The 24,610-nt window shown below is 41.3% G+C and carries 27 protein-coding genes and 1 tRNA gene; 20 read left to right on the forward strand and 8 right to left on the reverse strand.

What is annotated here, in order from left to right:
- The 5 genes from JXA84_03640 to JXA84_03660 all read right to left on the reverse strand — a co-directional run.
- A partial coding sequence (locus JXA84_03640) for a hypothetical protein (GenBank protein ID MBN1150299.1) occupies positions 1-615 on the reverse strand: 615 nt, incomplete at its 3' end.
- Between the two features lie 105 nt (positions 616-720).
- The gene (locus JXA84_03645; protein MBN1150300.1) at positions 721-1,329 is read right to left on the reverse strand and encodes a thiamine diphosphokinase; all 609 of its coding nucleotides are present in this window, start codon (positions 1,327-1,329) and stop codon (positions 721-723) included.
- Positions 1,326-1,877, reverse strand: coding sequence for a DJ-1/PfpI family protein (locus JXA84_03650; GenBank protein MBN1150301.1), 552 nt, complete (start codon positions 1,875-1,877; stop codon positions 1,326-1,328). Before JXA84_03650 ends, JXA84_03645 begins: the two co-directional genes overlap by 4 nt.
- A gap of 19 nt (positions 1,878-1,896) precedes the next feature.
- On the reverse strand, positions 1,897-3,126 hold the full coding sequence (locus tag JXA84_03655; protein MBN1150302.1) for an inorganic phosphate transporter: 1,230 nt from the start codon (positions 3,124-3,126) through the stop codon (positions 1,897-1,899).
- A complete protein-coding gene (locus tag JXA84_03660; GenBank protein ID MBN1150303.1) occupies positions 3,126-3,800 on the reverse strand; it encodes a DUF47 family protein in 675 nt (224 codons plus the stop codon). Before JXA84_03660 ends, JXA84_03655 begins: the two co-directional genes overlap by 1 nt.
- Before the next feature lie 89 nt (positions 3,801-3,889).
- Here JXA84_03660 and JXA84_03665 point away from each other — a divergent pair, with 89 nt between their 5' ends.
- From JXA84_03665 to JXA84_03750, 18 genes are all read left to right on the forward strand, one after another.
- A complete protein-coding gene (locus JXA84_03665) occupies positions 3,890-4,741 on the forward strand; it encodes a hypothetical protein (GenBank protein MBN1150304.1) in 852 nt (283 codons plus the stop codon).
- 80 nt (positions 4,742-4,821) lie between these two features.
- Positions 4,822-7,614: a phosphoribosylformylglycinamidine synthase subunit PurL gene (gene purL / locus JXA84_03670; GenBank protein ID MBN1150305.1), complete on the forward strand. Its 2,793-nt coding sequence runs from the start codon at positions 4,822-4,824 to the stop codon at positions 7,612-7,614.
- A complete protein-coding gene (purQ, locus tag JXA84_03675) occupies positions 7,571-8,368 on the forward strand; it encodes a phosphoribosylformylglycinamidine synthase I (GenBank protein MBN1150306.1) in 798 nt (265 codons plus the stop codon). The genes purL and purQ overlap by 44 nt, the downstream gene beginning before the upstream one ends.
- Positions 8,368-10,812, forward strand: coding sequence for a leucine--tRNA ligase (locus JXA84_03680; protein MBN1150307.1), 2,445 nt, complete (start codon positions 8,368-8,370; stop codon positions 10,810-10,812). Before purQ ends, JXA84_03680 begins: the two co-directional genes overlap by 1 nt.
- Before the next feature lie 49 nt (positions 10,813-10,861).
- Positions 10,862-11,548 carry an LPS export ABC transporter periplasmic protein LptC gene (gene lptC, locus JXA84_03685; GenBank protein ID MBN1150308.1) on the forward strand — a complete coding sequence of 229 codons (687 nt, stop codon included), beginning with the start codon at positions 10,862-10,864 and terminating at the stop codon, positions 11,546-11,548.
- The gene (locus JXA84_03690) at positions 11,538-12,494 is read left to right on the forward strand and encodes a hypothetical protein (protein MBN1150309.1); all 957 of its coding nucleotides are present in this window, start codon (positions 11,538-11,540) and stop codon (positions 12,492-12,494) included. Before lptC ends, JXA84_03690 begins: the two co-directional genes overlap by 11 nt.
- Positions 12,457-13,212 (forward strand): LPS export ABC transporter ATP-binding protein, encoded by a 756-nt coding sequence (gene lptB / locus JXA84_03695; protein ID MBN1150310.1) that lies wholly within the window; start codon positions 12,457-12,459, stop codon positions 13,210-13,212. The genes JXA84_03690 and lptB overlap by 38 nt, the downstream gene beginning before the upstream one ends.
- A gap of 1 nt (position 13,213) precedes the next feature.
- Entirely contained in the window at positions 13,214-14,737 is a 1,524-nt protein-coding gene (rpoN, locus tag JXA84_03700) for an RNA polymerase factor sigma-54 (protein ID MBN1150311.1), read from the forward strand.
- Positions 14,738-14,758: 21 nt separating this feature from the next.
- Positions 14,759-15,019: an acylphosphatase gene (locus JXA84_03705; GenBank protein MBN1150312.1), complete on the forward strand. Its 261-nt coding sequence runs from the start codon at positions 14,759-14,761 to the stop codon at positions 15,017-15,019.
- Positions 15,020-15,091: 72 nt separating this feature from the next.
- Complete coding sequence (locus JXA84_03710; protein ID MBN1150313.1) at positions 15,092-15,529, forward strand: hypothetical protein; 438 nt, start codon at positions 15,092-15,094, stop codon at positions 15,527-15,529.
- A gap of 2 nt (positions 15,530-15,531) precedes the next feature.
- The gene (locus JXA84_03715) at positions 15,532-15,804 is read left to right on the forward strand and encodes a YtxH domain-containing protein (GenBank protein MBN1150314.1); all 273 of its coding nucleotides are present in this window, start codon (positions 15,532-15,534) and stop codon (positions 15,802-15,804) included.
- Positions 15,805-15,817: 13 nt separating this feature from the next.
- Positions 15,818-16,822 (forward strand): type I glyceraldehyde-3-phosphate dehydrogenase, encoded by a 1,005-nt coding sequence (gene gap / locus JXA84_03720; protein MBN1150315.1) that lies wholly within the window; start codon positions 15,818-15,820, stop codon positions 16,820-16,822.
- A gap of 3 nt (positions 16,823-16,825) precedes the next feature.
- Positions 16,826-18,052, forward strand: a complete 1,227-nt coding sequence (locus tag JXA84_03725) for a phosphoglycerate kinase (GenBank protein MBN1150316.1) — start codon at positions 16,826-16,828, stop codon at positions 18,050-18,052.
- The gene (locus JXA84_03730; GenBank protein ID MBN1150317.1) at positions 18,049-18,798 is read left to right on the forward strand and encodes a triose-phosphate isomerase; all 750 of its coding nucleotides are present in this window, start codon (positions 18,049-18,051) and stop codon (positions 18,796-18,798) included. The genes JXA84_03725 and JXA84_03730 overlap by 4 nt, the downstream gene beginning before the upstream one ends.
- Positions 18,795-19,292, forward strand: coding sequence for a preprotein translocase subunit SecG (secG, locus tag JXA84_03735; GenBank protein ID MBN1150318.1), 498 nt, complete (start codon positions 18,795-18,797; stop codon positions 19,290-19,292). Before JXA84_03730 ends, secG begins: the two co-directional genes overlap by 4 nt.
- A gap of 37 nt (positions 19,293-19,329) precedes the next feature.
- Positions 19,330-19,656 carry a 50S ribosomal protein L21 gene (rplU, locus tag JXA84_03740; GenBank protein MBN1150319.1) on the forward strand — a complete coding sequence of 109 codons (327 nt, stop codon included), beginning with the start codon at positions 19,330-19,332 and terminating at the stop codon, positions 19,654-19,656.
- Between the two features lie 9 nt (positions 19,657-19,665).
- Positions 19,666-19,938, forward strand: coding sequence for a 50S ribosomal protein L27 (rpmA, locus tag JXA84_03745; GenBank protein MBN1150320.1), 273 nt, complete (start codon positions 19,666-19,668; stop codon positions 19,936-19,938).
- Positions 19,929-20,001: transfer RNA gene (locus JXA84_03750), tRNA-Gly, on the forward strand. The genes rpmA and JXA84_03750 overlap by 10 nt, the downstream gene beginning before the upstream one ends.
- Here the strand turns inward: JXA84_03750 and JXA84_03755 are convergent.
- From JXA84_03755 to ispG, 3 genes are read right to left on the reverse strand one after another with little or no spacing between them, the layout of a single operon-like run.
- Entirely contained in the window at positions 20,000-20,959 is a 960-nt protein-coding gene (locus tag JXA84_03755) for a tetratricopeptide repeat protein (GenBank protein MBN1150321.1), read from the reverse strand. The two genes, JXA84_03750 and JXA84_03755, sit on opposite strands and share 2 nt — an antisense overlap.
- Positions 20,956-21,540, reverse strand: a complete 585-nt coding sequence (gene coaE / locus JXA84_03760; protein MBN1150322.1) for a dephospho-CoA kinase — start codon at positions 21,538-21,540, stop codon at positions 20,956-20,958. The genes JXA84_03755 and coaE overlap by 4 nt, the downstream gene beginning before the upstream one ends.
- The gene (ispG, locus tag JXA84_03765; protein MBN1150323.1) at positions 21,510-22,583 is read right to left on the reverse strand and encodes a flavodoxin-dependent (E)-4-hydroxy-3-methylbut-2-enyl-diphosphate synthase; all 1,074 of its coding nucleotides are present in this window, start codon (positions 22,581-22,583) and stop codon (positions 21,510-21,512) included. Before ispG ends, coaE begins: the two co-directional genes overlap by 31 nt.
- A gap of 74 nt (positions 22,584-22,657) precedes the next feature.
- Here ispG and JXA84_03770 point away from each other — a divergent pair, with 74 nt between their 5' ends.
- Both JXA84_03770 and tsaD read left to right on the forward strand, forming a co-directional pair.
- Positions 22,658-23,593 (forward strand): hypothetical protein, encoded by a 936-nt coding sequence (locus tag JXA84_03770; GenBank protein ID MBN1150324.1) that lies wholly within the window; start codon positions 22,658-22,660, stop codon positions 23,591-23,593.
- 6 nt (positions 23,594-23,599) lie between these two features.
- Positions 23,600-24,610, forward strand: coding sequence for a tRNA (adenosine(37)-N6)-threonylcarbamoyltransferase complex transferase subunit TsaD (tsaD, locus tag JXA84_03775; protein ID MBN1150325.1), 1,011 nt, complete (start codon positions 23,600-23,602; stop codon positions 24,608-24,610).

Raw genomic sequence — 24,610 nt, forward strand, 5'->3', positions numbered from 1 at the left:
AAACCATCTTTTGTTTTCAAAATACGCCAAATAATCCAAAGCTTCTGTTACGTGTTCTTTGAACATATCAAAAAACTTTTGGAGGTCCTTTTCTGAATATTTAGTGCATTTGGGCTCATAAATTCTCTGGGCTTGAAATTTTTCTATGAAAATATCGTCGTAGAAATCGGCGTTTATGCAGATTTCGTAAAATATGTTGTATAACTTGTATGGTTCACAAAGCTCAAGAGGAATTTTTATCCTGAAGAAAAGTTTGCTTTCTTCGAGAACTATCTGAGTTAGAAACAGTATTGAAAAATTTATTTCTGAAACCTGCCTTAAAAGAGGATTAACTTTGCTTTCCGGAATACTCAGGAAAGGGGCGTCTATATACAGGGAATCTTCGGAGATTTTCAAGTTCAGTACTATAGAACCGTGAGGTATGCTGAATTGGTCTCCGGTTTTATTTCCGTATTTCTTAATAACTTCCGGATTCAGGTAATTTAAAAAGTTGATGACTGTTTGTCTGAATTTCTTGTCGTTGAAGGAATCGATGGTGACTTGCCATCTATTGGTAAAATCTGTCAGACCTATTAAACCTCCGATAGGTTTTTCATAAAGATACGAATTGTTCATCATACCTCCGTTCCCTGAGATTGTTTTTAGCCAACATTTACGAAAGAAAGATTTTTTTGTTCAGAAGTTAAAACTATCACTTTCTCCGGTTTAAAACCTATTACTTTATTTTTGCACAAAAATCAACGATATACCTTCCCGAAGCGAAACTTCAGCTGTGTCGCTTGTGAAAACATTGCTCAAACCCCTGCTGCCTAACCTGATGTCGGTGTTGATGACTTCGTATTGGAATCCTTTCAAGGAAAGACCTTTTATGTTTTCGCCAAAAGGAAAAATTGAAAATATTTTGTCTTTGAAGTTTCCTTTCAATGTTATTTCGCAAGGACCAGAAACGGCAGAAATAGACCATTCGTCGTCAACAATTTCAATTACTTGGGGCTTTTTGAATAGAAGAGATAGATTTGAAAAATAATGATCAGGTCTTTTTCCAAGTGCGTTTACAAGATAAATTTTTTCAGGATGAAACGAAAGCGCGAAATCAACAGAAAGTTCTGCGTCGCTGAAATCTTTTTCAGAGGGAAAAATAATTTTTTTTGTCTTTTCAGGAACTTCCAACGAGGATGAATCGTTGTCTCCAATAAAATAGTCGGGAATTATGCCGTAAATTGCCAATTTATCGTAGCCTCCGTCAGATGCAATTACAATATCGGATGCATGGGCTACTTCTGGGGTCTTTTTAGTGTTTTCTCCGGAGAGGGAAATACAAATTTTCATTTGATTAGAGATGATCCTGCGACTTCATCGGCTAAAATTTTGTTTTTGAATTTTTCTAAAATTGAAAGGGCAAAATCAAATACTGTGCCGGGGCCCTGGCTTGTCAAAATACTGCCGTCAAGACAAATCCTTGAATCTGAATAACTGCCGCTATGAATCTGGCTTTTTACAGACGGGTGACACGTGAATGATTTTCCTTGAAGGATTCCGGCTCTGTCCAAAATCAGCGGAGCTGCGCAGATTGCGGCAATGTTTTTTTTCTCGCTGTAGAAATAATTCACGAGATCGAGTATCGATTGTGATTTTGCAAGCGTTTGGACTGCTTTTAACCCTCCAGGAAAAATCAGAGCATCGAATTCTTTGGCTGTTGAATAGTCATATATAGAATCGGTCTCGATAACTATTCCATGGCTTCCGCGGACTGTTGAATTTTCGAAACCTGAAGATGTGATTTCCAGACCGCCTCTTCTTAAAAGGTCAATCACAGAAACCGTTTCTATCTCTTCAAACCCTTCGGCTATTAAAATCACGGATTTAATTTCAGTCATTTGAACTCCATTCAAAGTTTCAACCCATCAATTTTGAGACAAGGCTAAAAAGAGCGAATTTGTATAGAACGGCGGAGAGAATAGCCGCCGCCGGAAGCGTCAAAAGCCAGGAAACAATAATTTTTTTCAAAACCCCGTAATCCACGACTCCAAATCCTCTCGCGTATCCGACTCCGACCACTGCGCCTACCACTGCGTGTGTAGAAGATACTGGAAGACCTAGAAATGAGGCGATCATCACAGATGTCGCGGTAGAAATGTCTATTGTGAAGCCCCTTGTGTTGTTCAAAACTGTTATTTTTTCTCCTACTGTTCGCATGACTCTGTATCCAAGAACAGCCACTCCTATGGCTATTCCTATACCTCCTAAAGCAAGAAGATACTTGTTGACGGACACTGGAGTGGAACAGGCAATAATTCCGGATTTGACTATCAGTATTATTATTGATATAGGTCCGATTGCGTTAGCTACGTCGTTTGCTCCGTGTGCAAAAGAAACAAAACAGGAGGTCAAGACCTGGATCTTTTTGAAAACCTTTTCGACGGAATATTCCTCGGTATTTTCAAACTTTATAAACTTTATCAGAATTAATCCAGCTAAGTATGCGGCTATGGCAATGAGAGCAGAAGTGATAAAGGATAATAAAAAACCTTTTGACATAGTCTTTGCAGTGAAAAGCAGCGATAGGACAAAAAAGGAAAGTCCCACGATTACTGGCATGGTTTTAGTGGTTGCGAGGAAAGGATTTTTTTTTCTCAATATGAAAATTGAAATAGCCTTGAAAACCATGAAAGAGAGCAATCCTCCCAAAACGGGGGAGAGAACCCAGGATACGACGATGAAGACAACTTTAAACCAGTTGATAAATTTTACCCCCCCTGCGAGCAACCCAAAACCGATAAGACCTCCGACTATCGAATGGGTTGTAGAAATTGGCATGTCGAATCGTGTCGCTGCAAGAATGAATATTGCCGAAGCAATTATAGCGGAAAAAGCCCCAGCAACAAGGACAGCCGGGTCTGTAAAATTCGTCAGGGGGACAATTCCTTTGCATATCGTCTCGGTGACGGTTTTCCCGAAAAAAAATGCGCCGGAGAACTCGAGGACAGCTGCTATAAATACGGCTTGTTTTATGGTTATTGCTTTTGCTCCTACAGCCGTCGCCATCGAATTCGCAACATCGTTGGCGCCTATGGCAAAAGCAATAATAAAACCTGCGGCTATTGCAGAAATGTATATGACGGTCATCAGCTTTTTATGAATCTCAGGAGAAGTTCTGCGCCGTTCTCCGCGTAATCACCCATTTTCGAGAGTATAATAAGAACACTTTCTATAAAATAAAAGTCCACGGGTTGTATTTCATGTTTTTTTGTGTACAATATTTTCGCTATTTCTATTGACTTCTTGTCGACAAGAGACTCAATCTTTTCGACCTTGAAAACCTCTTCTTTTTCAATTTCAGATTCTTTCGAAGAAAAAGAAAAATAGACAAGAGGTTTAAGAGTTCGAATGGCATTTTCCAGATAATCAACCGCTTTAATGACTTCGTCGAGAAGTTCAAAAATATCAGCAATGAGTTTTTTTTCGAGGGTGACTCTGTTCAGTGAAAGTTTTTTTGCTATGTCTTTCGTTTGGTCGATCAATGTTTCCTGCATGCACAGATAATCAAGGAAATCGCTTTTGTCAAAAGGAATTTTGATGCCTGAAGATATTATCTCACGGATATTGAACTTCAAGTCATCTGCGCGACTTTCGTTGGTGCAGATGACCGCTGAGTGCTCTTCTATGCTTTCACCAGCGAAATATTTCTCGAACATAGGTTTTAGGTGTTTGATTGATTCTTCGAGAAGCTGCGCGTGTTCAACGAGGAGGTTTAATGGTTCGCTCTGGGGAAAAAGTTTTTTGAAAATTGACGTATTCATTTTTTTACTCCAAGATTAAAACTGACTTTCTGGATTCGTTTATTTTAGGTAAAATTGGTGAAAAGTTCAATGTTAAAAAAGGAGACATTTTGAAACCTTTGATTTCAGTGTTTATAATTATGTTTTTATTTTCACATTTATGCGCTTCTTTGTCACAAGATGTCGTCTCTTCTCTTGAAAATGCTGCACCATCTTTTGGCGCTTTGATTGCAAGTTACAGCCTTTCTACAGGCAACACTCCGGGTTTTGGGCATATTTCGTTTTCTCTGGGGATGAGTTTTACGAAGATGAGTGTATCGTCTCCAATCCATGGAATTGAACCATATGAAATTTCTTCACCGTCTTTTCACGGTGAAATTCAAGCCGGAATTTGGAATGGAAGGTATATGCCGATGACAGGAATCAGGCTTTTCAGAACCGCCGTATTAGCCAGGTATGGTATGTATTTTCACCCTTCTGCGGTTGGAAGACCGGCCGAGAATTCATCTTCTTATTATTATTCTTTGGGTTTGAAAATAGGAGTACTGCAGGGAGGTTTACTTTTTCCAGACGCATCATTGAGCGCAATTTATACTGCCACCGACGAAATGGATATTTATTCGATGCCTGTAACAGAGCACGACACTTCGTTTTCAATCTCCGCCAGACCTAAAGTTTTAACAATTTACGCAGATGTCTCCAAAAGACTTTTTTTTATGTGCCCGTATATTGGAATAGGCATGAATTTCACAGACATAGGAGGTGAATTCAGCCTGTATCCTCCTTCGGCGAGTTCAAACATCGAACCTTATTCAAGGGGAGAAGTCGGCGGTTTCGAAAATTCTTATGTGTGGAGGATTGGAAGCGAAATTTCCCTGATGCCGTTTGTCAACCTTGACGCTGAAGCGGGTATGTCAGGAGGAAAATGGACTTTGTCAATCGGAGCAAGAGCCGGTATTTAGATTACGAGCCAAAAAACTTGCACGATTTGTTGTGGTGTTGATAATATTGCATAGCTCAAAAACAATCAATGGAGAGATAATTGAACTCTGAGAATTCAAAGTGGATGAGAATAGTGAACTTCAAGAAAGGATTTCCTTCCAACGATGAATTACTCCAGGCTTCCGTTTTTTCCGGATTCAGTGGAGTTGAAAACATTGCCGAAGGCAGGGTTTATCTTGTAAAAGGTCTGCTGAAATCTGAATTGGAAGAAATCAAATACAGCCTTTTTTGCAACGGATTAACCGACATTATTCTCGAGGAATATTATCCTTTAAGTCTTGGTAAACCGCTCGAGATAGCTTTTTTTCAAGGCGTCATGGATCCAGTCGCGGTAACAATGGAAAAAATTCTTTCGGATTATTTCAAAAAAGAAGTAGAAATCAAAACCAGGAAATTGTTTTTAGTAAAAGGTGATTTTGATAAAAAAATGCTTGTTCAGAAAGTGCTCTCCAACCCCATAATAGAAGAAGAAATACAAGTAGGCTCTTTACCTGAAGAAATCAGTAAGTTCCACAGAACAGTCGTCAACAGATTCAACATATCCGACAAGACTTCAAAGGAACTTCTAAAATTGTCCAAAAACATGGTGCTGAGTTTAAACACGGAAGAGATGATTGCAATCCAGGAATATTATTCAGGGTTGAAAAGATCTCCGACTGATGCTGAAATAGAGACCATTGCCCAAACATGGTCAGAACACTGCGTTCATAAAACCCTTAAAGGTGTTTTTAATTTTGAAGGCGAAGTGATTGATGACCTTTTCAAGAGCACTATCGTCGAAGCGACGAAAAAGATACAAAGAGAAGATTGCGTAAGTGTTTTTAAAGATAACGCAGGTATTGTCTCTATTGACGGTGAAATGGCTTATTGCGTAAAAGTAGAAACTCACAACCACCCTTCAGCTTTAGAACCATACGGAGGAGCTGGAACAGGATTAGGCGGGGTAGTAAGAGACATTCTTGGAACGGGGCTGGGAGCAAAACCTGTCGCCGGAATGGATGTTTTTTGCACTGGAGATCCGTGGAATAATACAGATTCTCTACCTGAAGGGACATTGCATCCCAGAAGAATACTTCAGGGAGTTGTTTCGGGAGTGAGGGATTACGGAAACCGGATAGGAGTGCCCACACTAAGCGGCGCGATTGTTGTCGATCAGGGTTTTATGTGCAACCCTTTGGTGTTTGCCGGATGTATAGGTTTATTACCTGTCAAAGACGCTGAAAAAAGAGTCATACCCGGAGACAGAATTGTTCTCATCGGAGGCAAAACCGGCAGAGACGGGCTTCATGGCGCAACATTTTCGTCAGTTACTTTGGATACAAATTCAGAAAAAAAATCGCAGGGGTCTGTTCAGATCGGAAACCCTATTGAAGAGAAAAAAATAATAGAAGCGGTTCTAAGAATAAGAGAAGAAGGCCTTTTAAACGCCGTCACAGATTGTGGAGCGGGTGGATTGTCTTCCGCTGTTGGGGAAATGGGCGCACAAACAGGGGCTTTGGCGAGGCTCGAAAATGTTCCGCTGAAATACGAATACATATCTCCCTGGGAAATATGGCTAAGCGAATCACAAGAGAGAATGGTTATGGCTGTACCGCTTGAAAACATCGACAGGGTTTTTGAAATTTGTGAACAAGAGGAGACAAATGTCAGTGTCATAGGGGAATTTACCGACACCCAAAAGTTGGAGGTTTTTTACTACGATGAAAAAATAGTGAACCTCGATATGAAGTTTCTCCATGAAGGTGTTCCTAGAAGGCACATACACGCAAAGAGAAAATTTTCACACGAACAAAAATGCGTCAAGGAAAAGCCCTGCGTTGAGAAAACAATTTTAAAACTCTTATCCCTGCCAGATATCGCGAGTAAAGATTGGATTGTAAGGCAGTATGACCATCAAGTTCAGGGAAAAACTGTCAACGGACCTTTTTCGGGAAAAGCTCAAAAATCCCATAGCGACGGATGTTCGTTTTCGGTTGACTACGGTATGGACCATGAAATTGCTATGGGCCTTGGGATAAACGTTCAGTTCGGAAAGTATGATTGCTTCAGGATGGCAACCTTTTCCGTTGAAGAAGCTCTCAGAAACCTCGTATGCGCAGGTGGAAATCCAAAAAAAGCAGTTTTACTCGACAACTTTTCCTGGGGAAGTTCCGAAGATCCTGAAGCAATGGGGGACCTTGTCCTTGCGTGCAGAGCTTGCCATGATTCTTCTCTTGCTTACAGAACCCCTTTTATCAGCGGTAAAGACAGCTTGAACAACACCTACAAAGTGAAAGACAAAACCGTGAGTATTCCCCCAACTCTCCTGATAACGGCAGTTGCCGTTAAAGACAGAAAAACTCCCTTGAATGTCTTTTCATCCGAGGGAGATTCTGTTTTTCTCATAGGCCCCGACCCCAAAGGTCTAAAAGGGGGAGCTTTGGAGAGGATAACAGGTCCTTTGGGGAGTTCTCTACCGGATATTGACTTTGAGCTTTCGAGGGAAGTTATCGGATGGATTCACGATAATCTCGAAAAGTTTTCTTCGATTCACGATGTGTCCGACGGAGGGTTGGCTGTATGCCTCTCCGAAATGGCAATCGGGAGCAATCTCGGGGTTTTCATTAAAATACCAAAGGAAACTGATGAAATTGAGTACCTTTTTTCCGAGTCACCGAGCAGATTCGTAGTGACTATCAAGGAAAATAGCGAAATGAATTTTCTAAATGGAATAAAGGCGACCAAACTGGGAGTTGTTGAGAAAAAACCGGTGTTGACGATTTTGGGTTCCAGTTCAGAAATCCAAATTGGTGTTGACGAAATGGAGAAGGCGTATTTTTCCAAAAGACTATAAAAAAATTGCAATAATCCAGGCGCCCGGAACAAATTGCGACGCGGAAACATTTTATTGTGTTTTTAAGTCGGGTTTTGATCCAGTCAAAGTCAAACTTCGGGATTGTATCTATTCCAGTGATCTTTTTAGTGAAATCCGGGGATTGATATTTCCTGGCGGGTTCACTTACGGTGATTATTTGGGGTCAGGTGTAATATTCTCTTTTATCGTCAAGACGAAATTGGAAGACACGCTGAATGATTTTATAAGGAGGAAAGGTAAAATACTCGGTATATGCAATGGATTTCAAATACTCGCCAGGCTTTCAATATTGCCCTTTCCGGGAAAAAGCCCTTCTATGTCTCTTGAAGAAAACGAAAGGGGAAGGTTTGAATGCAGGTGGGTGCCGATCAAAAAACACGACTCTAAGATCCAGACTTTTAGAGAGTTGCCAGGTAAATTTCATCTGCCTGTAGCTCACATGGAGGGAAGGGTCGTTTTCAAAGACGATAATTCATTGGAAAAAATCATCGCTGGAGACCAGATAGTCTTCAGTTATGGCGAAGGCGGCGAAAATGTCAAGTATCCTCAAAATCCTAACGGTTCGATAATGTCCATAGCCGGAGTGACCGATCCGACAGGTTCGGTCCTGGGGCTGATGCCTCATCCGGAAAGATTTCTTGATAAAAATCAATACCCTTTCGAGGATTGGAGATTTGAAGAACCTCTGGGGGTGACTTTCATGAAAATGTTTTTCAAGAACGCGGAGGAATAATGTCCGAATACCCTTTTTCTGAAGTTGAAAAAAAGATACAGCAAAAATGGGAAGAAAATGAAGTTTTTAAAACGAAAGAAAACCCCCAAAAAAAATATTATGTCCTCGAAATGTTCGCCTATCCTTCGGGCGACCTCCACGTCGGACACCTGAGAAATTACGTTATAGTCGATTTGCTCGCTCGTTATTATGCTCAGAACGGATTCGACGTTCTTCATCCTGTGGGATGGGATGCGTTCGGACTCCCGGCTGAAGAAGCCGCCATCAAAAAAGGGATACACCCCCTCAAGTGGACTAAGTCAAATGTTGAAAAATCAAAAAATACTCTAAAATCGATCGGCATAGGTTATGATTGGAACACTGAAATAATGACCTGTTCACCCGATTATTACAAATGGACGCAATGGATTTTTTTGAAACTTTATGAAAACGGTCTGGCTTATCAGGACACCTCTCTGGTCAACTGGTGCCCTAAATGCCAAACTGTCCTCGCTAACGAACAGGTTGAAGGCGGTAGGTGCTGGCGTTGTCACTCCGAGGTCACCAAAAGAGACCTCAAACAGTGGTTTTTTAAGATAACCCAATACGCGCAACAACTCTTGGACGATTTGGTAACCTTAAAGGGAAAATGGCCGGAGCAGGTAATAACTGCGCAGAAAAACTGGATAGGCAGAAGCGAAGGCGCAGAGATAGATTTTTCGGTTATTGGGAAAGATATCAAGCTCAGGGTATTTACTACCAGGCCTGACACTCTTTGGGGTGTTACTTTCGCTGCGATAGCTCCCGAACACAAAAAAATCCGAGAGATAATTTCAGATTCCCCTAAGCTTAAAGATGTTGAAAATTATATCAATAAATCAGTATTGAAAACTGAAATAGAGAGAATTTCCACCGCTGAAGAGAAAACCGGGATCTATTCCGGCATAGACCTTGAACATCCGATGACAGGCGAAAAAATACCTTTGTTTGTTTGCGATTACGTTCTCGCATCTTACGGTACAGGCGTTGTAATGGGTGTTCCCGCTCACGATTCGAGAGATTTTGCTTTTGCGAAAAAGCATGGTATCGCTGCTATACGGGTAATCATGCCTTCGGCGGGTGTTTCAAATGAAATTACCGAAGCGTTCACTGATTACGGGATACTCGAGAACAGTGGAGAATTTTCTGGGATGACTTCCGAAGAAGCGATTCCGGAGATTATCAAAAATCTCGAAAATCAAAAAAAAGGAAATAGGAGAATTAATTTCAAACTTCACGACTGGTTAGTCAGCAGGCAAAGGTACTGGGGCGCACCAATACCCATGATTCACTGTGAAAAATGCGGTGTAGTGCCTGTACCGGAAGAAGACCTACCTGTTTTGCTGCCTGAAAACGTAGAAGAATACACACCAAAGGGTAAATCGGTTTTAGCGGCTGTGGATTCTTACATAAACGTTAAATGTCCCAAGTGCGGCGCCGCCGCGAAAAGAGACCCCGACACACTCGACACCTTTGTCGATTCTTCATGGTATCAGTTCAGATACCCCGACTCTAAAAACGATTCAGAACTGATAAACCCGAAAAAAGCGGCAAAATGGCTTCCTATTGACAAGTATGTCGGCGGTATAGAACACGCGACCGGTCATTTGATTTATTTCAGGTTCATAACAAAGGTACTCAATAGATTAGGAATAGTACCGTGTTCAGAACCCGCACTTCAATTGTTCAACCATGGCATGGTCTGCGGAGCGGACGGTTCTGTCATGTCAAAATCAAAAGGAAACGGAGTAGAAGCCGGGCAATTTGTCCTGAATTACGGAGCAGATGTATGCAGGGTGAACACTCTTTTCTTGGCTCCTCCCGGTAAAGATGCTATTTGGAGCGAGCAGGGGGTTTCGGGTGCCAAGAGATTCTTGGACAGGATTTGGAGGCTTGGAGAGAAGTATTCTGCAGGAATTTCCAAAACCCGGATTACCGCTGAAGAGGAGAAAAATATCCGAAGGTCAATGAACATGACCGTAAAAAAAGTCACCGAAGACATTGAAAACTGGAGCTTCAACACGGCGATAGCTTCGATGATGGAATTTGTCAACGATCTCGTCCCGTTGGAAGATTGCTCCTCTCAAATTTACAGAGAAGCTTTTGAAAATTTAATTAGACTGCTCGCGCCTTTCGCGCCGCATATAGCAGAAGAACTTTGGGAGATGTCAGGTATGACAGGTTTTGTTGCAGATTCCGGATGGCCATGTTTCGATACACAATACTTGCAGCCTGAAAACGAAGAAATCGCGGTTCAGGTGAATGGAAAATTGAGAGACGTCCTGGTTTTACCCCATGAAGTGGATGAAGAAACAGCTTTCAGAGCCGCGTTTGAATCTCCAAAGGTAAAAAACCATGTAGATGGCAGAAACATAATGAAAAAGATTTTTGTGCCTCACAGGATGATAAGCATTGTCATCAAATGAAAAAAAGTTTCGGGTTGGTTTATATAGCCTGTTTTTTTGTGCGGCTTTTTTGTCTTCTTGTTCTAAAGACAGTATCTCAGAATCGAACAGCAGATGGGGTGTGAACGGAACTGTCATCGGAATGAAGATATCTTCTTCCGAAAAGGGTATGTTATCATGGACTCTGGAGTCCGATAGCCTTGTATCCTGGACGGACGACACAAACGATGTTTACGGTATAAAACTCTTCTTTTTTGATGCATCGGGAGGTTTAAGTTCGACGATTGCTGCAGATTCAGGCCGGCAAGTCGTTGCAAATGGGGATTTATCTGCTTCGGGTGATCTTCTTATAAATATTTACGAGAACGGGTTTATAAAGTGGCGGATAGACGCCGACAGTGTATGGCAGAAGAACAGGCAACGAAGGATTGATATTTTTGAGCTGAACATGACCGTTTTGGATTCTACCGGAAAGGAAATCGCGTTTATTAAATCCGATTCAGGAACCTATTTTCTGAACAGCAGAGATTTAAGAGCGTCTGGTAATTTAGTTGTGACGCTATCTTCTGGCGCCAATCTTACGACGGACAGCCTTTACTATAGTGAACAATCTCAAACTTTCAACACCAATGGCAGGATAGTCTACGTAGAAAAAGACAATTCGATTGAAGGAGTAGGTTTTGAATGCGACAAGGAAATGAAAAATATTAGGGTTTTCAACGCGGTATCGGGTAAAATCAAAACAGATGAGATATAGAATTCTTTTTTTAAGCGTATTATCGACTTCACTTCTCGGGCAAATCTCCGAAGATCCTGAGGACATGATTGCTTCCGATGAACCTTTTTCTGTAAACGCCGGAATGATGACAACCCAAATCACGGGAGAGGGGTATGTTGTCCATTTGATGGAGGGAGTCCGAATAGTTCATGGTTCGGCTGTTATCACTGGAGATTCAGGTTACGCCGATCAGGAAAAGGGAATAGTTAAAGTTCTCGGGCAGGTCAGTGTAAGAGATGAAGGAGTTGTCATAACATCTCCAGCAGTATTTTATTACAGAGACTCAAGGAGGGCTGAGGCTTCCGGAGGCGCAAAACTCATCAGTCAAGGGCAGGAAATAATGGCGCGAAAACTGCAATATGACAGAAACACGAGAATCAGTTCGGCTTTGGAAGAAGTTACTATGTTCGACCCCCAGAACAACACCTACCTTTTCGGAGATACTGGCCGTTATTATATGCAGGAAGACTACGGAATTATGACTGGAAATTGCAAAATGCTTTCGATTTCCGGAGATGACACATTTCAGGTCACAGGGGACACAATGGAGAATTTCGCCGACAGCGGGTTTTATTCAGTCACAGGAAATATTTCAGTCCAAAGGGGAACGATAACAGCACAAAGCCATGAATTGCTGTATTTTCCGGATGAAGAGAAGGTTGTCTTGTTTGGAAGGTTGCCCTGGATAAGTAACCAACATTCAAAAATTTGGGGTGATTCGATAATCGTCTGGCTTGACGGAGAAGAAATAGCGAGACTTGTATCATGGATAAACGCAGGAGGAACTTTTGAAGAAAACCAGAGCGTAAACCAGATCTACGGCGACAAAATCACGCTCGATTTTTACCACAACAAACCGAGGTTTCTCGAAGTCATCGGCAGAGTAAATGGTTCTCAGCGAACACGGGAAGAAGATGGAATTTAAGAAACTTTATACGAGAGGACTTGAAAAGAAATACGGCAACAGAAAAGTCGTGAACAGTGTCTCTCTAGAAGTTTCCACAGGTGAAATTGTCGGGCTTTTGGGACCGAACGGAGCAGGTAAAACGACGACTTTTTATATGATGCTGGGAATAATAAAACCTCTCATGGGCGATATTTTCCTCGATGAAGAAAGAATAACCAAAACTCCGATGTATATGAGGGCAAGAAAGGGAATATCTTATTTACCTCAGGAAGCTTCGATATTCAGGGGTCTTTCTGTTCGGGACAACATTCTTTCTGTGATGCAGCTCAGAGGAGTAGGGAAAAAAGCTATACAGTCAAAACTTGAAAACATAATGGAAGAACTCGATATAAAACACATTGAAAAAAACAGAGGAGATTCGCTCTCAGGAGGCGAAAGAAGGAGAGTTGAAATAGCCAGAGCCCTGGTCATACAGCCTCAATTTCTGCTTCTCGATGAACCTTTCACGGGAATAGATCCGATTGTGCGATCCGATATTCAGAAAATTGTCTTAAAGTTGAAAGAAAAGGGGATAGGGGTTCTTATCACAGATCACAATGTCAGAGAGACTCTGGAAATTACCGATAGAGCTTATATTATGTACGAAGGGAAAATTCTGCTTTCCGGCGACGCTCAGACTTTGATAAACGACGAAGAGGCAAAGAGACTTTATTTAGGCGACAATTTCAGAATGTGAAATGGCTGAAAAAGGCAAGAATACTTATTTCTCCGGGATTTACCCTTCTCTCTCTGCAAAACTGTCCCTGAAAACTGAATTAAAACTGACGCTTCACCAGAAGCTTTTCGTTGAACTTCTTCCACTGACTTACCTCGACCTTTTAAACGAAGTGACTGTAAGGGCTGAAGAAAATCCACTCTGTGAAATTGAAGAAGAACCTCAAAGGGAATCCGAAGAAGAAGACTATGAATTAGATGATCCCGAGGAGGAAGGAAACATTCAAGCAACAGAATTTTCCATCGAAAATTTTGAAAAAAACAGCGATATTGACTTAGAGGAAGTTTTCAACGATTCGGTCAAAACTCAGTGGGACAGGGATAAAGAAGACTTTTCTCCTTTCTCTTTTCTTTCTTCCCCTAATGATGGAAAGGAAAATTTGAAAATCCAGTTTCATGTCCAATGCCAGGATAAATCTTTGTACTATGCGGGAGAGTTCATAATTGATTCCATAGGTAAAGATGGTTACATGACACTGAATTTAGCTGATCTATCGATGATATCATCTGAATCTCTCGAAAACCTCAAACACGCTTTGGAAATAGTCAAGGGTTTGGATCCTCCCGGGATAGGCAGTTATGACCTTGAGGAAAGCCTGAAAATCCAACTCGAAAGAGCTGGTGAGAAAGAATCTCTCGCATACAGGATTGTCAGCCAAGGAGGGCTTGACTATCTGAAGAACAAAGATTATAAAGCGTTGGCGCGTCTGTTTAAAGTCTCAGCTTCAGATATAGCCAAAGCAAACATGAGAATTAAAGCTCTTGATCCAAGACCCGGAGCTTCAATTTTTCAAAATTCACCCCAATATATCATACCTGACTTCACAATATCGGCAGAGGGAGAAGACCTCGTCATCTCGGCGATTTGGAGAAAAGAAGAAATTCCTTTCGTAAAATTGAAGATATCAAGGTCTCAATACAATGAGATAGTCCAAAATATGAGGGCGGAAATTGAAAAGGGGCAACGGGACAGAAAAGACCTTGTTGATTTCGAGAGACAATACAACGAAGCGCTCTTTTTGAGCAGGCTGCCCAGATATATTCGAGACAGGGAAAATTCTATTGAAAAGGTAGTGAGAGCTATCGTCAGCAGACAACTGGATTACCTAAAAAGAACCGGACCATTGAAGCCGCTGACAGAAAAAGAAATCGCTGAAGAAACTAAGCTTCACCCTTCGACGGTGTCGAGGATAATTCAGAACAAATACATCGAAACGGAGAATGGTCTGATCTCTCTGAAAAGTTTTTTCAGCACTACTGTAAAATCACAATTTTCTTCTCCCAAATCATCAGCCCAGGTGCAGGAGATAATAAAAAAAATCGTCGGAGAGGAAAATACCCTGACTCCTTTAACAGACGATGAAATTTCAAACGTTTTGAAACAAAAGGGTTTTGACGTTGCGAGGAGAACTGTTGCGAAATACAGAGCTGTTTTGGGTATTTTGCCCTCCAACATGAGAAAAAAAATTGATTTTCCCGAAGATTAAACCATCTGTATAATCTTTATTATGAAAAAAGTAATAGTAAGCGGCGACGTCCAGGGCGTAGGTTTCAGATATTTTGTTTTAAAACACTGCAGGCGAATGAACTGCAGGGGTTGGGTCAGAAACCTATTCGACGGGACAGTAGAAATTGTATTAGATCTAAAAGACGAGCCTCTTGATGATTTTTTGGATTATGTTAAGAAAGAATCGCCAGGTTATGTTTATGGTTACAATTTAGAAGATATTCCAGACCAAAATTGCAAATCTTTCGAAATTCATTTTTAATATGAACTTATCCACGCTAAGTCAAGGGAGATAAAATTGACAGGGCTGTTATTTTAATGTAAAGTTAATAAAATGGATGTTTTTAAATTAATTATAGCAATCGACATATCAGTCGTATCGTTGGCTCTGGCGGTTGTAATTTTCAGGCTCTTTTTTCTTATCAGGAAGACGGAGGGAGTTTTGGAAGAAGCCAGAAAGACGGTTTATCTCGCCAACGTTGAGATTCCCAGGATTATTGCTGAACTTCAGGGAGCGATTGCGGAACTGAAGAATATTTCTCATGAAGCCAAGAATATACTCCAGGGTGTAAGCCACTCGATATCTCAATCTATGCAAAGAATTCCTCAAAAATCATCCTCCATGAATTTAGCAGGATACGCCGCTACGAATCTTATTCCTCAAATTGGGAGAATAAGAAATTTTTTGACGATTGCAATTTTCATGTATAGAACTTTTAGCACGATTAGGAAATTTTTCGGTTTTTTGAAAAACAGACGTAAAAGGAGGTAAGAATGTCAAGAGATTCAAACTGCCTCGGTGAAATATTGGTTGGTTTTCTGGCGGGTGCTTTTGTCGGTGCCGGTGTTGCGCTGTTATTCGCCCCCTACAGCGGATCCGAGACGAGAGGAAAAATAAAAGGGATGGCTTCCGATATTTCAAATAAAAGCGTGGATTTATATGGAGACGCTAAAGATAAATTTGAAAATTTTAAGGAAGATGTCGCAAAACTGGTAGATGAAAAGATAGCCAAACTACATCCAAAACATCAGAAATCAGCAGAGTAAAGGATAAGATCAAATGTCAGTCAGAGTTGGAATCAACGGGTTCGGAAGAATAGGAAGACTTGTACTTAGAAACGGAATAAACGCACCAGGTGTTGATTTTGTGGCGGTAAACGACATTACAGATTCGAAAACTTTAGCCCACCTTTTCAAATACGACAGCGTTCATAAAATTTTTCCAGGCAAAGTTGAAGTCGCTGATTCGGAAATAATCGTTGACGGCAAGAAAGTTAAAGTTATCGCGGAAAAAGATCCGACGAAATTGCCTTGGAAAGAACTCGGGGTTGATATAGTGGTCGAATCCACAGGTATATTTACTACGAGAGCAAAAGCCGCCATGCACCTTGAAGCGGGAGCAAAAAAAGTAATCATCTCGGCTCCCGCGAAAGACACTGTCGATGCGACGATTGTTATGGGCGTGAATCACTGTGTATACGACAATTCCAAGCATCATGTGATATCAAACGCTTCTTGTACCACGAATTGCCTCGCGCCGGTGGCTAAAGTCCTGAACGATAATTTCGGTATTGAAAAAGGACTTATGACTACGATACATTCCTACACCAATGACCAGAAAATTCTCGATTTACCTCATAAAGATTTGAGAAGGGCGAGAAGTGCAGCTCTATCCATGATTCCTACTTCAACGGGGGCTGCAAAGGCGATAGGTCTTGTCATACCGGAATTAGATGGAAAGCTCAACGGCATAGCTATACGAGTTCCAACTCCTGATGCGTCGCTTGTGGATCTGGTGGTGAGGTTGAAAAAACCTGCGGAAAAGGATAAGATCAACGAAATGTTTATCAAAGCCGCTGAAGGACCGATGAAACCCTACCTTCAGGTTTCTAATGAACCTCTTGTGTCTGCTGATTTTATAGGCAACCCGGCTTCGAGCACAGTCGATCTTCTTTCGACAATGGTGTTAGGAGATACTGTAAAAGTGTTATCCTGGTATGACAACGAACTGGGTTATTCCAATACAGTCATACACCTCGTGGATTTGATCTCAAGCAAGATGTAATAAATGAAACTTGACTTTTTGACTCTCGACGATGTCGATTTTCACGGAAAAAAAGTATTGCTTCGGGGGGACTTTAATGTCCCCCTTGACAAAGATACAGGTGAAATAAGCGACGATACCAGGCTTGTTGAATCTCTCGAAACAATAAAAAAACTATTGTCAAATAACTGTGCTGTAATCGCTTGCAGCCATCTTGGCAGACCTAAAGGCGGGGCGGATCCTAAATTTTCGTTGAAACCTGTTGCGGAGAGATTCTCCAGACTTCTCGGTGAAGAAGTTCGATTCGTCACGGAGAGTGTAGGTCATATTGCCGAAAAAAGCGCGGGTGAAACTGTTCCCGGGCAAATGCTCCTTCTTGAGAATTTACGTTTTCATCCGGAAGAAGAATCTAACGATCCCGTTTTTTCTAAAAGCCTTTCATCGTTGGCCCAGATTTATGTCAACGATGCTTTTGGAACAGCTCATAGAGCGCACGCTTCAACATATGGAGCTGCGCTTGTTTTTAGAGAAAGAAGCTATGCTTTGGCGGGTTGCCTGATGAAGAGAGAAGTAGAGTATTTAACCAAAGCTATGAAATACTACGAAAGACCGGTCGTATCGATTATTGGCGGCTCAAAAATAACGGGAAAAATTGAGTTGATAGAGAATTTCGCGAGATTTGCCGACACAATACTGATAGGAGGAGGTATGGTCTATACCTTCTTAAAAGCGCAGGGATTTGAAATCGGAAGGTCTATACTCGATGTAAAAGCTATGGACATGGCGAAAAAGATCATAAGAGAAATAGGTTCTGAAGCAAAAGTTAATTTTATATTGCCGAAAGACAGTGCCGTGGTTGAAGAAATCAGTGAAGGCGCAGAAATAGAATATTGCGACAACGCAGAAATACCCCAAAACAAAATAGGCGTAGACATAGGACCACTGAGCATGAGGATATTCTCTAAAGCTATTGAGGACGCAAAGACAATAATATGGAACGGACCTATGGGAATATTCGAAATTGAAAGTTTTTCCACGGGAACAAAAGAAGTCGCGGCGGCTGTCGCAAACGCCACTGAAAAGGGATCTCTTTCCGTCATTGGTGGAGGGGACACTGCGTCGGCGGTGAAAAAATTTGGAATGGAAAACAAATTTTCTCATATTTCGACCGGGGGAGGAGCTTCCCTCGAGTTCATGGCAGGACTTCCAATGCCGTCCCTTGAAGCACTCTCTAAAAGAGGACTTTCATGAAGTTTATTTGCGGCAACTGGAAAATGAACGGGAGTTTTGAGAGCACAAATTTGTGGGCTGAGTCAGCCGTTAAAGCTTCTATTGAATTTCAAAGAGTTCAAATTGGAATTTCACCTCCGTTTGTGTTTATAGAAAAAGCAGTGAAAATAACACAAGATTCAAAAGTTGTTGTCGGAGCTCAGAATTGTTTTTGGAAAAAAAACGGGGCTTTCACAGGAGAAATTTCACCGAAGTTTCTGAAAGAGGTCGGATGCGGCTTTGTTATCCTCGGCCACTCCGAGCGGAGAACAATATTCAAAGAGACGAGTGAGGAAATATCAGAAAAGGTAAAAGCGTCTATTGACGAAAAATTGAAAGTAATACTTTGCGTGGGCGAAACCGAAAAGGAAAGGGAGGAAGATCAGACTTTCGAAATTGTCGGCAGACAACTCGAAGAATCTCTCGCCTCGTGTTCGCCCGAAAGCGCAAGGTTTATAGATATAGCTTATGAACCTGTGTGGGCAATTGGAACAGGGAAGGTGGCAACGGGCGATACGGCTCAGGAAATGCATTTATTCATTCGAAGATTTTTGAATAATAAATTTGGGGAAAACGACATCAGAATCCTATACGGAGGAAGCGTCAAGCCATCGAACTGGGCGGAACTTTGCGAAAAACAGGATATTGACGGAGCCCTTGTAGGTGGTGTAAGCTTAATTCCGACTGATTTCAAAAGAATAATCCAAATAAGCAACAAAGGAGAATGACCTTGATAGGTGTATTGTTATCTCTGCATATTCTGATTTCTATTGTCTTGATAATCGTTATCTTGATTCAGCAATCTCAGGGCGAAGGCCTTTCAGGTGTTTTCGGTGGAATGGGTAATACATTTTTCGGAGGAAGCGGAGGTACAACTTTTTTAATTAAAGTTACAATAGTCCTTTCGGTATTGTTCGCCGTTCTCACTCTCAGTCTCGTGATTTTTGGTTCAAAGAAAATCTACGCCGGACCAGAAAGCCCCGCTCAGAATTCATCTTCCGGCGGGGGAAAAATCGAACTTCAACCTTACATCGGGGAATACACCGATGAGTTAATAGAAGAAGATACTTCCGGGGCTACAACAGAAGACCAGGAGTATTATCAATCTTTGTTATTGACATCAGATACAATAAAAGATACCTTTTCCACTTTGGAAAACTTGGAGGATACAACAGGTGGTATAACGGTGCCTGAAAGCAGTGTGGCGCCAGAATCTATCTGACCGTTGAAATCTATTATCTGAAATTAAAGGAGAGCTTGTGAAAATACAAAAAAAATACGCGATAGTCGAGTTAAACTCTGGGGTTCAAGAGATTGTCTCAGAAGGTGATATTGTCAAAGTCCCCGGTTTTATAAGTGAATCGGGAAAACAGCTTGAATTTGACCGTGTTCTTTTTCTTCGAGACGGAGATAAAATTAAATACGGCGAACCGGTAATTTCCGGGATCAAAGTTATTGGCGAAATCATGGCGCATAAAAAAGGCAATAAAACGAGAGTTTTCAAGATGAAAAGCAAGAAAAACTACCGCAGAACAGCTGGTTCAAGGGAGTATTTCACTGAAGTAAAAATATCTAAAATCGGATAAGGGGTAAATATGGCTCATAAAAAAGGTGTAGGTTCCAGTCGAAATGGAAGAGACTCAAATCCAAAATATCTTGGCGTGAAAAGGTTTTCGTCTGAAAAAGTCCTTGCGGGGACAATTTTGGTCAAACAGAGAGGAACGCCGATAAATCCAGGTGATAATGTAGGAAAAGGAAGGGATGACAGTTTGTTTGCCTTAATTGACGGTATAGTTAGATTTGAAAATCGAAAAAGGAAAAAATTCGTAAGCGTCTTTCCAGAAAAATCTGAAATCAAGCGGGCATAACTCAGTTGGTAGAGTGTCAGCTTCCCAAGCTGAAGGTCGCGGGTTCGAATCCCGTTGCCCGCTATATTCTTCTGGCTAAATCCTGAGCTTTCTTTTTGAAATCCCTTGTATAATCATCGAGGGGGAGGTTTAAAACCTTTAAGCAGTATTCCTCGGCTTTATCTTTTTCATCCAAGTTATAATACGCTTGGGCGATATGATAATACACGTTTGCGAGATTTCCTGGTGGAATTTCCGGTCCGTCATTAATCAAGGTGACAAGTTTTAACCCTGTCTCCACGATTTTTTCATTATCTCCGGTTTTAAGATAGCATTTCAAAAGAGCCCAATGAAATGTCCTGTTTGACGGATAGATGTTTATGAGTTCCATGATGGTTGCTATTGCTTCATGTTTCTTTCCCATTTCCAGATAGAGAAGGCTTAGAAGGTTTTTAGCGGCGATATCGAGATATTCCCCGTTTTCTGCGCAGTTCTTTATTTTCATAATACCTTCGTCTCTTAGCCGGTTTCCTCCGAAAATAGTTGTTTCAAGTTTTCCGCGAAGAAAAAGATAAGCTCCGATACCCAATTCGGCGTCGTGAAGAGAATTTTCAGCGTCAAAAGCTTTTTTTAGTTCTTCATAAGCGGGGGTTGCCAGCGAAAGCGCTCCTAAATAGTTGCCTCTCTGAGCGTTGTTCAGTGCCTGTGAAAATATCATGGAACCTCTGAAGAAGTTTGAAGCAACTGGGTCGTCTTCAGAAATTAAATTGCAAAGTTGAATGACTCTTTCCGAATATTGCCTGAAATCATCATCGTATTTATCTGACAGCATATCGTTGTTGTATAAATCGCAGAGATAAGCAAGAAAAAAATACCCTGCGGGGTGGGTTGGCGAGGATTCAACGGCTTTTTCAAAAAGTGCAAAAGCGCTGTCGTATTCTTCGAGATAGGCGTAATCAAGACCGTTGTGTATATGGTCTCTCGCGTTTTGCGGAACTATATCCGCTGATACGGCCATTAATAATAACAATGCAAAATTCATACAGCACCTCTCACTAAAATTAGTTCAAGTATTTTCTTTTTTAAAGCATCTGGTATTCCGTTGTTCTCAACTATAATGTAGGAATTTGGGATATTTGTCCAGTTTTGATTTCTAAGTACGGATTGAATTTTGGCGGCGCTCCATCCCCGCTTTGACAATCTGCTTTGGATATTGTCCAAAGATGAATTTATGTAGATTATTAGATCAAAATTATCGTCGATCCCCCATTGAGAGAGCAACGCCGCATCGGTCACAGTTCTTGAATTCTCTGCAGTGAGTCTTTTTATTTCCTTTATAATCAAAGGCCATGACAAAGAGTTAAGAGCTTCAATTTTTTCCGCATCCGAAAAAACGATTTCTCCTAGTTTCTGCCTGTCAATTTTCCCGTTTAAGATGATTTCCAACCCAGCGATTTTTTTTACTTTTTTTGCTATTTCTTCGTTTTCAAGAATTTTGTGGCCTATAAGGTCTGCGTCTATGAGAAGAAAACCCATTTCTTGAATGAATTTCGAGGCTAAAGATTTACCCGAGCCGACTTTTCCAGTTACCGCTATGTGATAATTTTTTTTATTTCCTGCCATAGGGTCTTTTCAGCCGTATCTTTCGGTATTTTGGCTATTACAACTCCTTTTTTAAACAACAGGACATAATTCTTGCCCCCCGCTATTCCAATGTCGGCTTCCTTTGCTTCACCTGGACCGTTTACCTGGCAACCCATGACTGCAACTGTTATGTTGCTTTTGTATTTCAATAGTTTGTGTTCGATTTTTTTTGAAATGTTTACAACGTCGTAGGTACACCTCGCGCATGTTGGACAGGCTATAACCCTTGGAAGTTTGTCATAAAGACCTAAAGAAGCGAGAATCTGTTTTGCGACAAATACCTCTTCGACAGGATCTCCCGACAGAGAAACTCTAATAGTATCTCCTATCCCTTCATGAAGTAAAATTCCCAGTCCAACAGATGAAAATACTGTACCGGATCTCACGGTGCCTGATTCTGTGATTCCAAGATGCAAAGGAACTCTGTTTATTTTTGAGAAAATCTCGTTTGCCTTGACCGTCGCCGGAACTGAGGATGATTTAATTGAGACGACAATCCTTTCAACGCCTTTCTGCGTGAAATAATCCGTCCATTTTTCCGCGCTTTTTGCAAGAGCTAAGGGAGGGTTAGCAGAATAGAGCTTGAAGAGTTCCCTTTCGAGAGAACCTGAATTTACGCCAATTCTCACAGCGGTTCCGTGTTCGATTAGAGCTGCTATTATTTTGTCGACTTTTATGTTGGAATTTATGTTTCCCGGATTTATTCTGATTTTCTGTGCTCCTGCCTCGATAGATCTCAGGGCGAGTTCATGGTCAAAGTGAATGTCGGCTATAATTGGGCATGGGGCTTTTTTGACAATTTGTGTAAGAGACCGGGCGGATTCTTTATCTGGAACCGAGACTCTGACCAGTTGGCATCCGCTCTCATGCAAACTGTGAACTTGATCGAGGGTGGCGCTTGCGTTTTTGGTGGGAGTATTCGTCATCGATTGGACGACGATCGGAGAATCGCCTCCAATTACAACATCGCCCACTTTGACGGCATTTTTAGGTTTCCTTTTTGTGCTGTGTCTTTCTGTCATATTCTTTAATCTTGTTGAATAACATTATTTACTATAAAATACAATTAACTTTTACTTTCGGATGAGAGGATTTTATGTCCAGGTTGAAATCGATTTTAGTTTTTTTCTTGAATATTTTCAAACATAACCTTAAATTTAAACTGATAGCCCTTTTTTCCGCTGTAATACTGTGGTTTTATGTTATTCTTCAGACTCCATACAACAGAATTATTGAAGTTCCAGTTCAAATTCAGTTGCCGGACTCGCTTGTTTTCGACGGAGATGTTCCCAATTCTGTTAAGATTGAATTCGTCGGAACCCTTAGAGATTTTTTTCTGTTTGGCAAATTTGGGCAACCCTATGTTTATTTAAACCTGCAATCGGTGACTTCGGGAGAACAGAATCTTGATATTTATCCTGAAAATGTAATTTATCCCGATTGGATAGGGGTTAAAACACAAGGGAAAAACAGTTTGCAAATTTTTCTTCAAAACCTCGACAGTTTGTTTTTGCCATTACAAATCGAAGAATCTCTTCTTATTCAATCTAATTGGAGGATAGTGGAATACTCCATAAAACCGGATTACACATGGGTGGTTGGGGGAAGAGAAGATCTCAAGAAACTAAGGCAGAGACCTTTGACAGTGAAACCGGAATTGGGAGAAGATTTCAGCTTCAGCATACAGTGCACAGTGGAATTGGAAATACCTCAAATGCCTACTAAACCATTTTCAAGAGATTCATTTATTGTTGTCGATTTCAAGTTGGACTCTTTGGTCTTGATTGAAAAAAAACTTCCCGTCACAATAACTGGATCATCGGGTTTTTACGCCATGCCTGATTCGGTCAAACTTTTTGCTCTCGTTTCGGCTTCCTTGATAGATCAGATAAGCACCGATGATATTGTTCTTTTCACAAGACCTACGAGGAGTGATATGCACTCGTCAGAGCTGCAAATAGAATGGCCGTATTACGGTCAAGTTGAGACAACCTGGTTTGAAATATCGCAGGTGAAATTGATTCCGAAATAAGTTCTGATGGTAGCGCCTGCATTTTTGACTTTGGGTGTTGAGACTTCATGCGATGACACTTCCATAGCCATCCTTTCGGGTAGAAAAATACTCGCGCACGTTAAAAAGGAGCAGAGTATTCATTCCGATTTCGGAGGTGTAGTCCCGGAACTAGCAAGCAGAGAGCATATAAAATTTCTTTTACCGATATTCGATAACGCGGTTAAAGTTTCAGGGGTATCGCAAGATGAAATTGAGCTGGTAGCGGTGACGCGAGGTCCGGGATTGATCGGTTCTCTTTTGTCTGGGTTTGTTTTCGCAAAAACATGGGCTTGGGTGCATCAAAAACCGTATATCGGCGTAAACCATCTCGAAGGTCATGTTTACGCAGGACTGCTCGATTGCCCGGACATCGAATTTCCTTTTGTATCCTTGATAGTTTCAGGAGGCAACACGATGCTTGTTCTCGTCAGGGATCATGGAGATTATAAACTACTCGGATCGACGAGAGATGACGCCGCCGGAGAAGCTATAGACAAGGTCGGAACATTGATTGGATTGCAATACCCGGCTGGAGCGGAAATGGAGAAACTCGCTAAAAGAGGGAATAAGGATTTCATAAGATTTCCCAAGCCGAATTTGCCAAATTATGAATTTAGTTATTCTGGTTTAAAGACATCGGTTTTGTATGCACTAAGAGAAATGAGTGAAGAGAAGATAGAAGAACAGAAAAACAACATAGCCCTGTCCTTCTTGGCTTCGCTTTTTGAATCTCTCGTTGAAAAGTCTCTTTCTGCAGTTAAGCATTTTAAATGCGATAGACTCCTGCTGACCGGGGGTGTAGCCGCTAACGATATTTTATACGAAATGGCGAGGATTGAATGCGAAAAGATAGGATGCTGCGTTTTCAGGCCCAGAAAGGAACTTTGCGGTGATAACGCGGCGATGATAGCATATTTGGGGCAGTTTAAATACGCAAAACAAAATGGATCGGATCCTTTTCATTTAAAAGCGGATCCTAGGTTGAAGTTTGTCTGA

Source organism: candidate division WOR-3 bacterium (genome assembly GCA_016926475.1).
In the GTDB taxonomy this organism is placed as follows: Bacteria; SDB-A; SDB-A; order SDB-A; family SDB-A; genus JAFGIG01.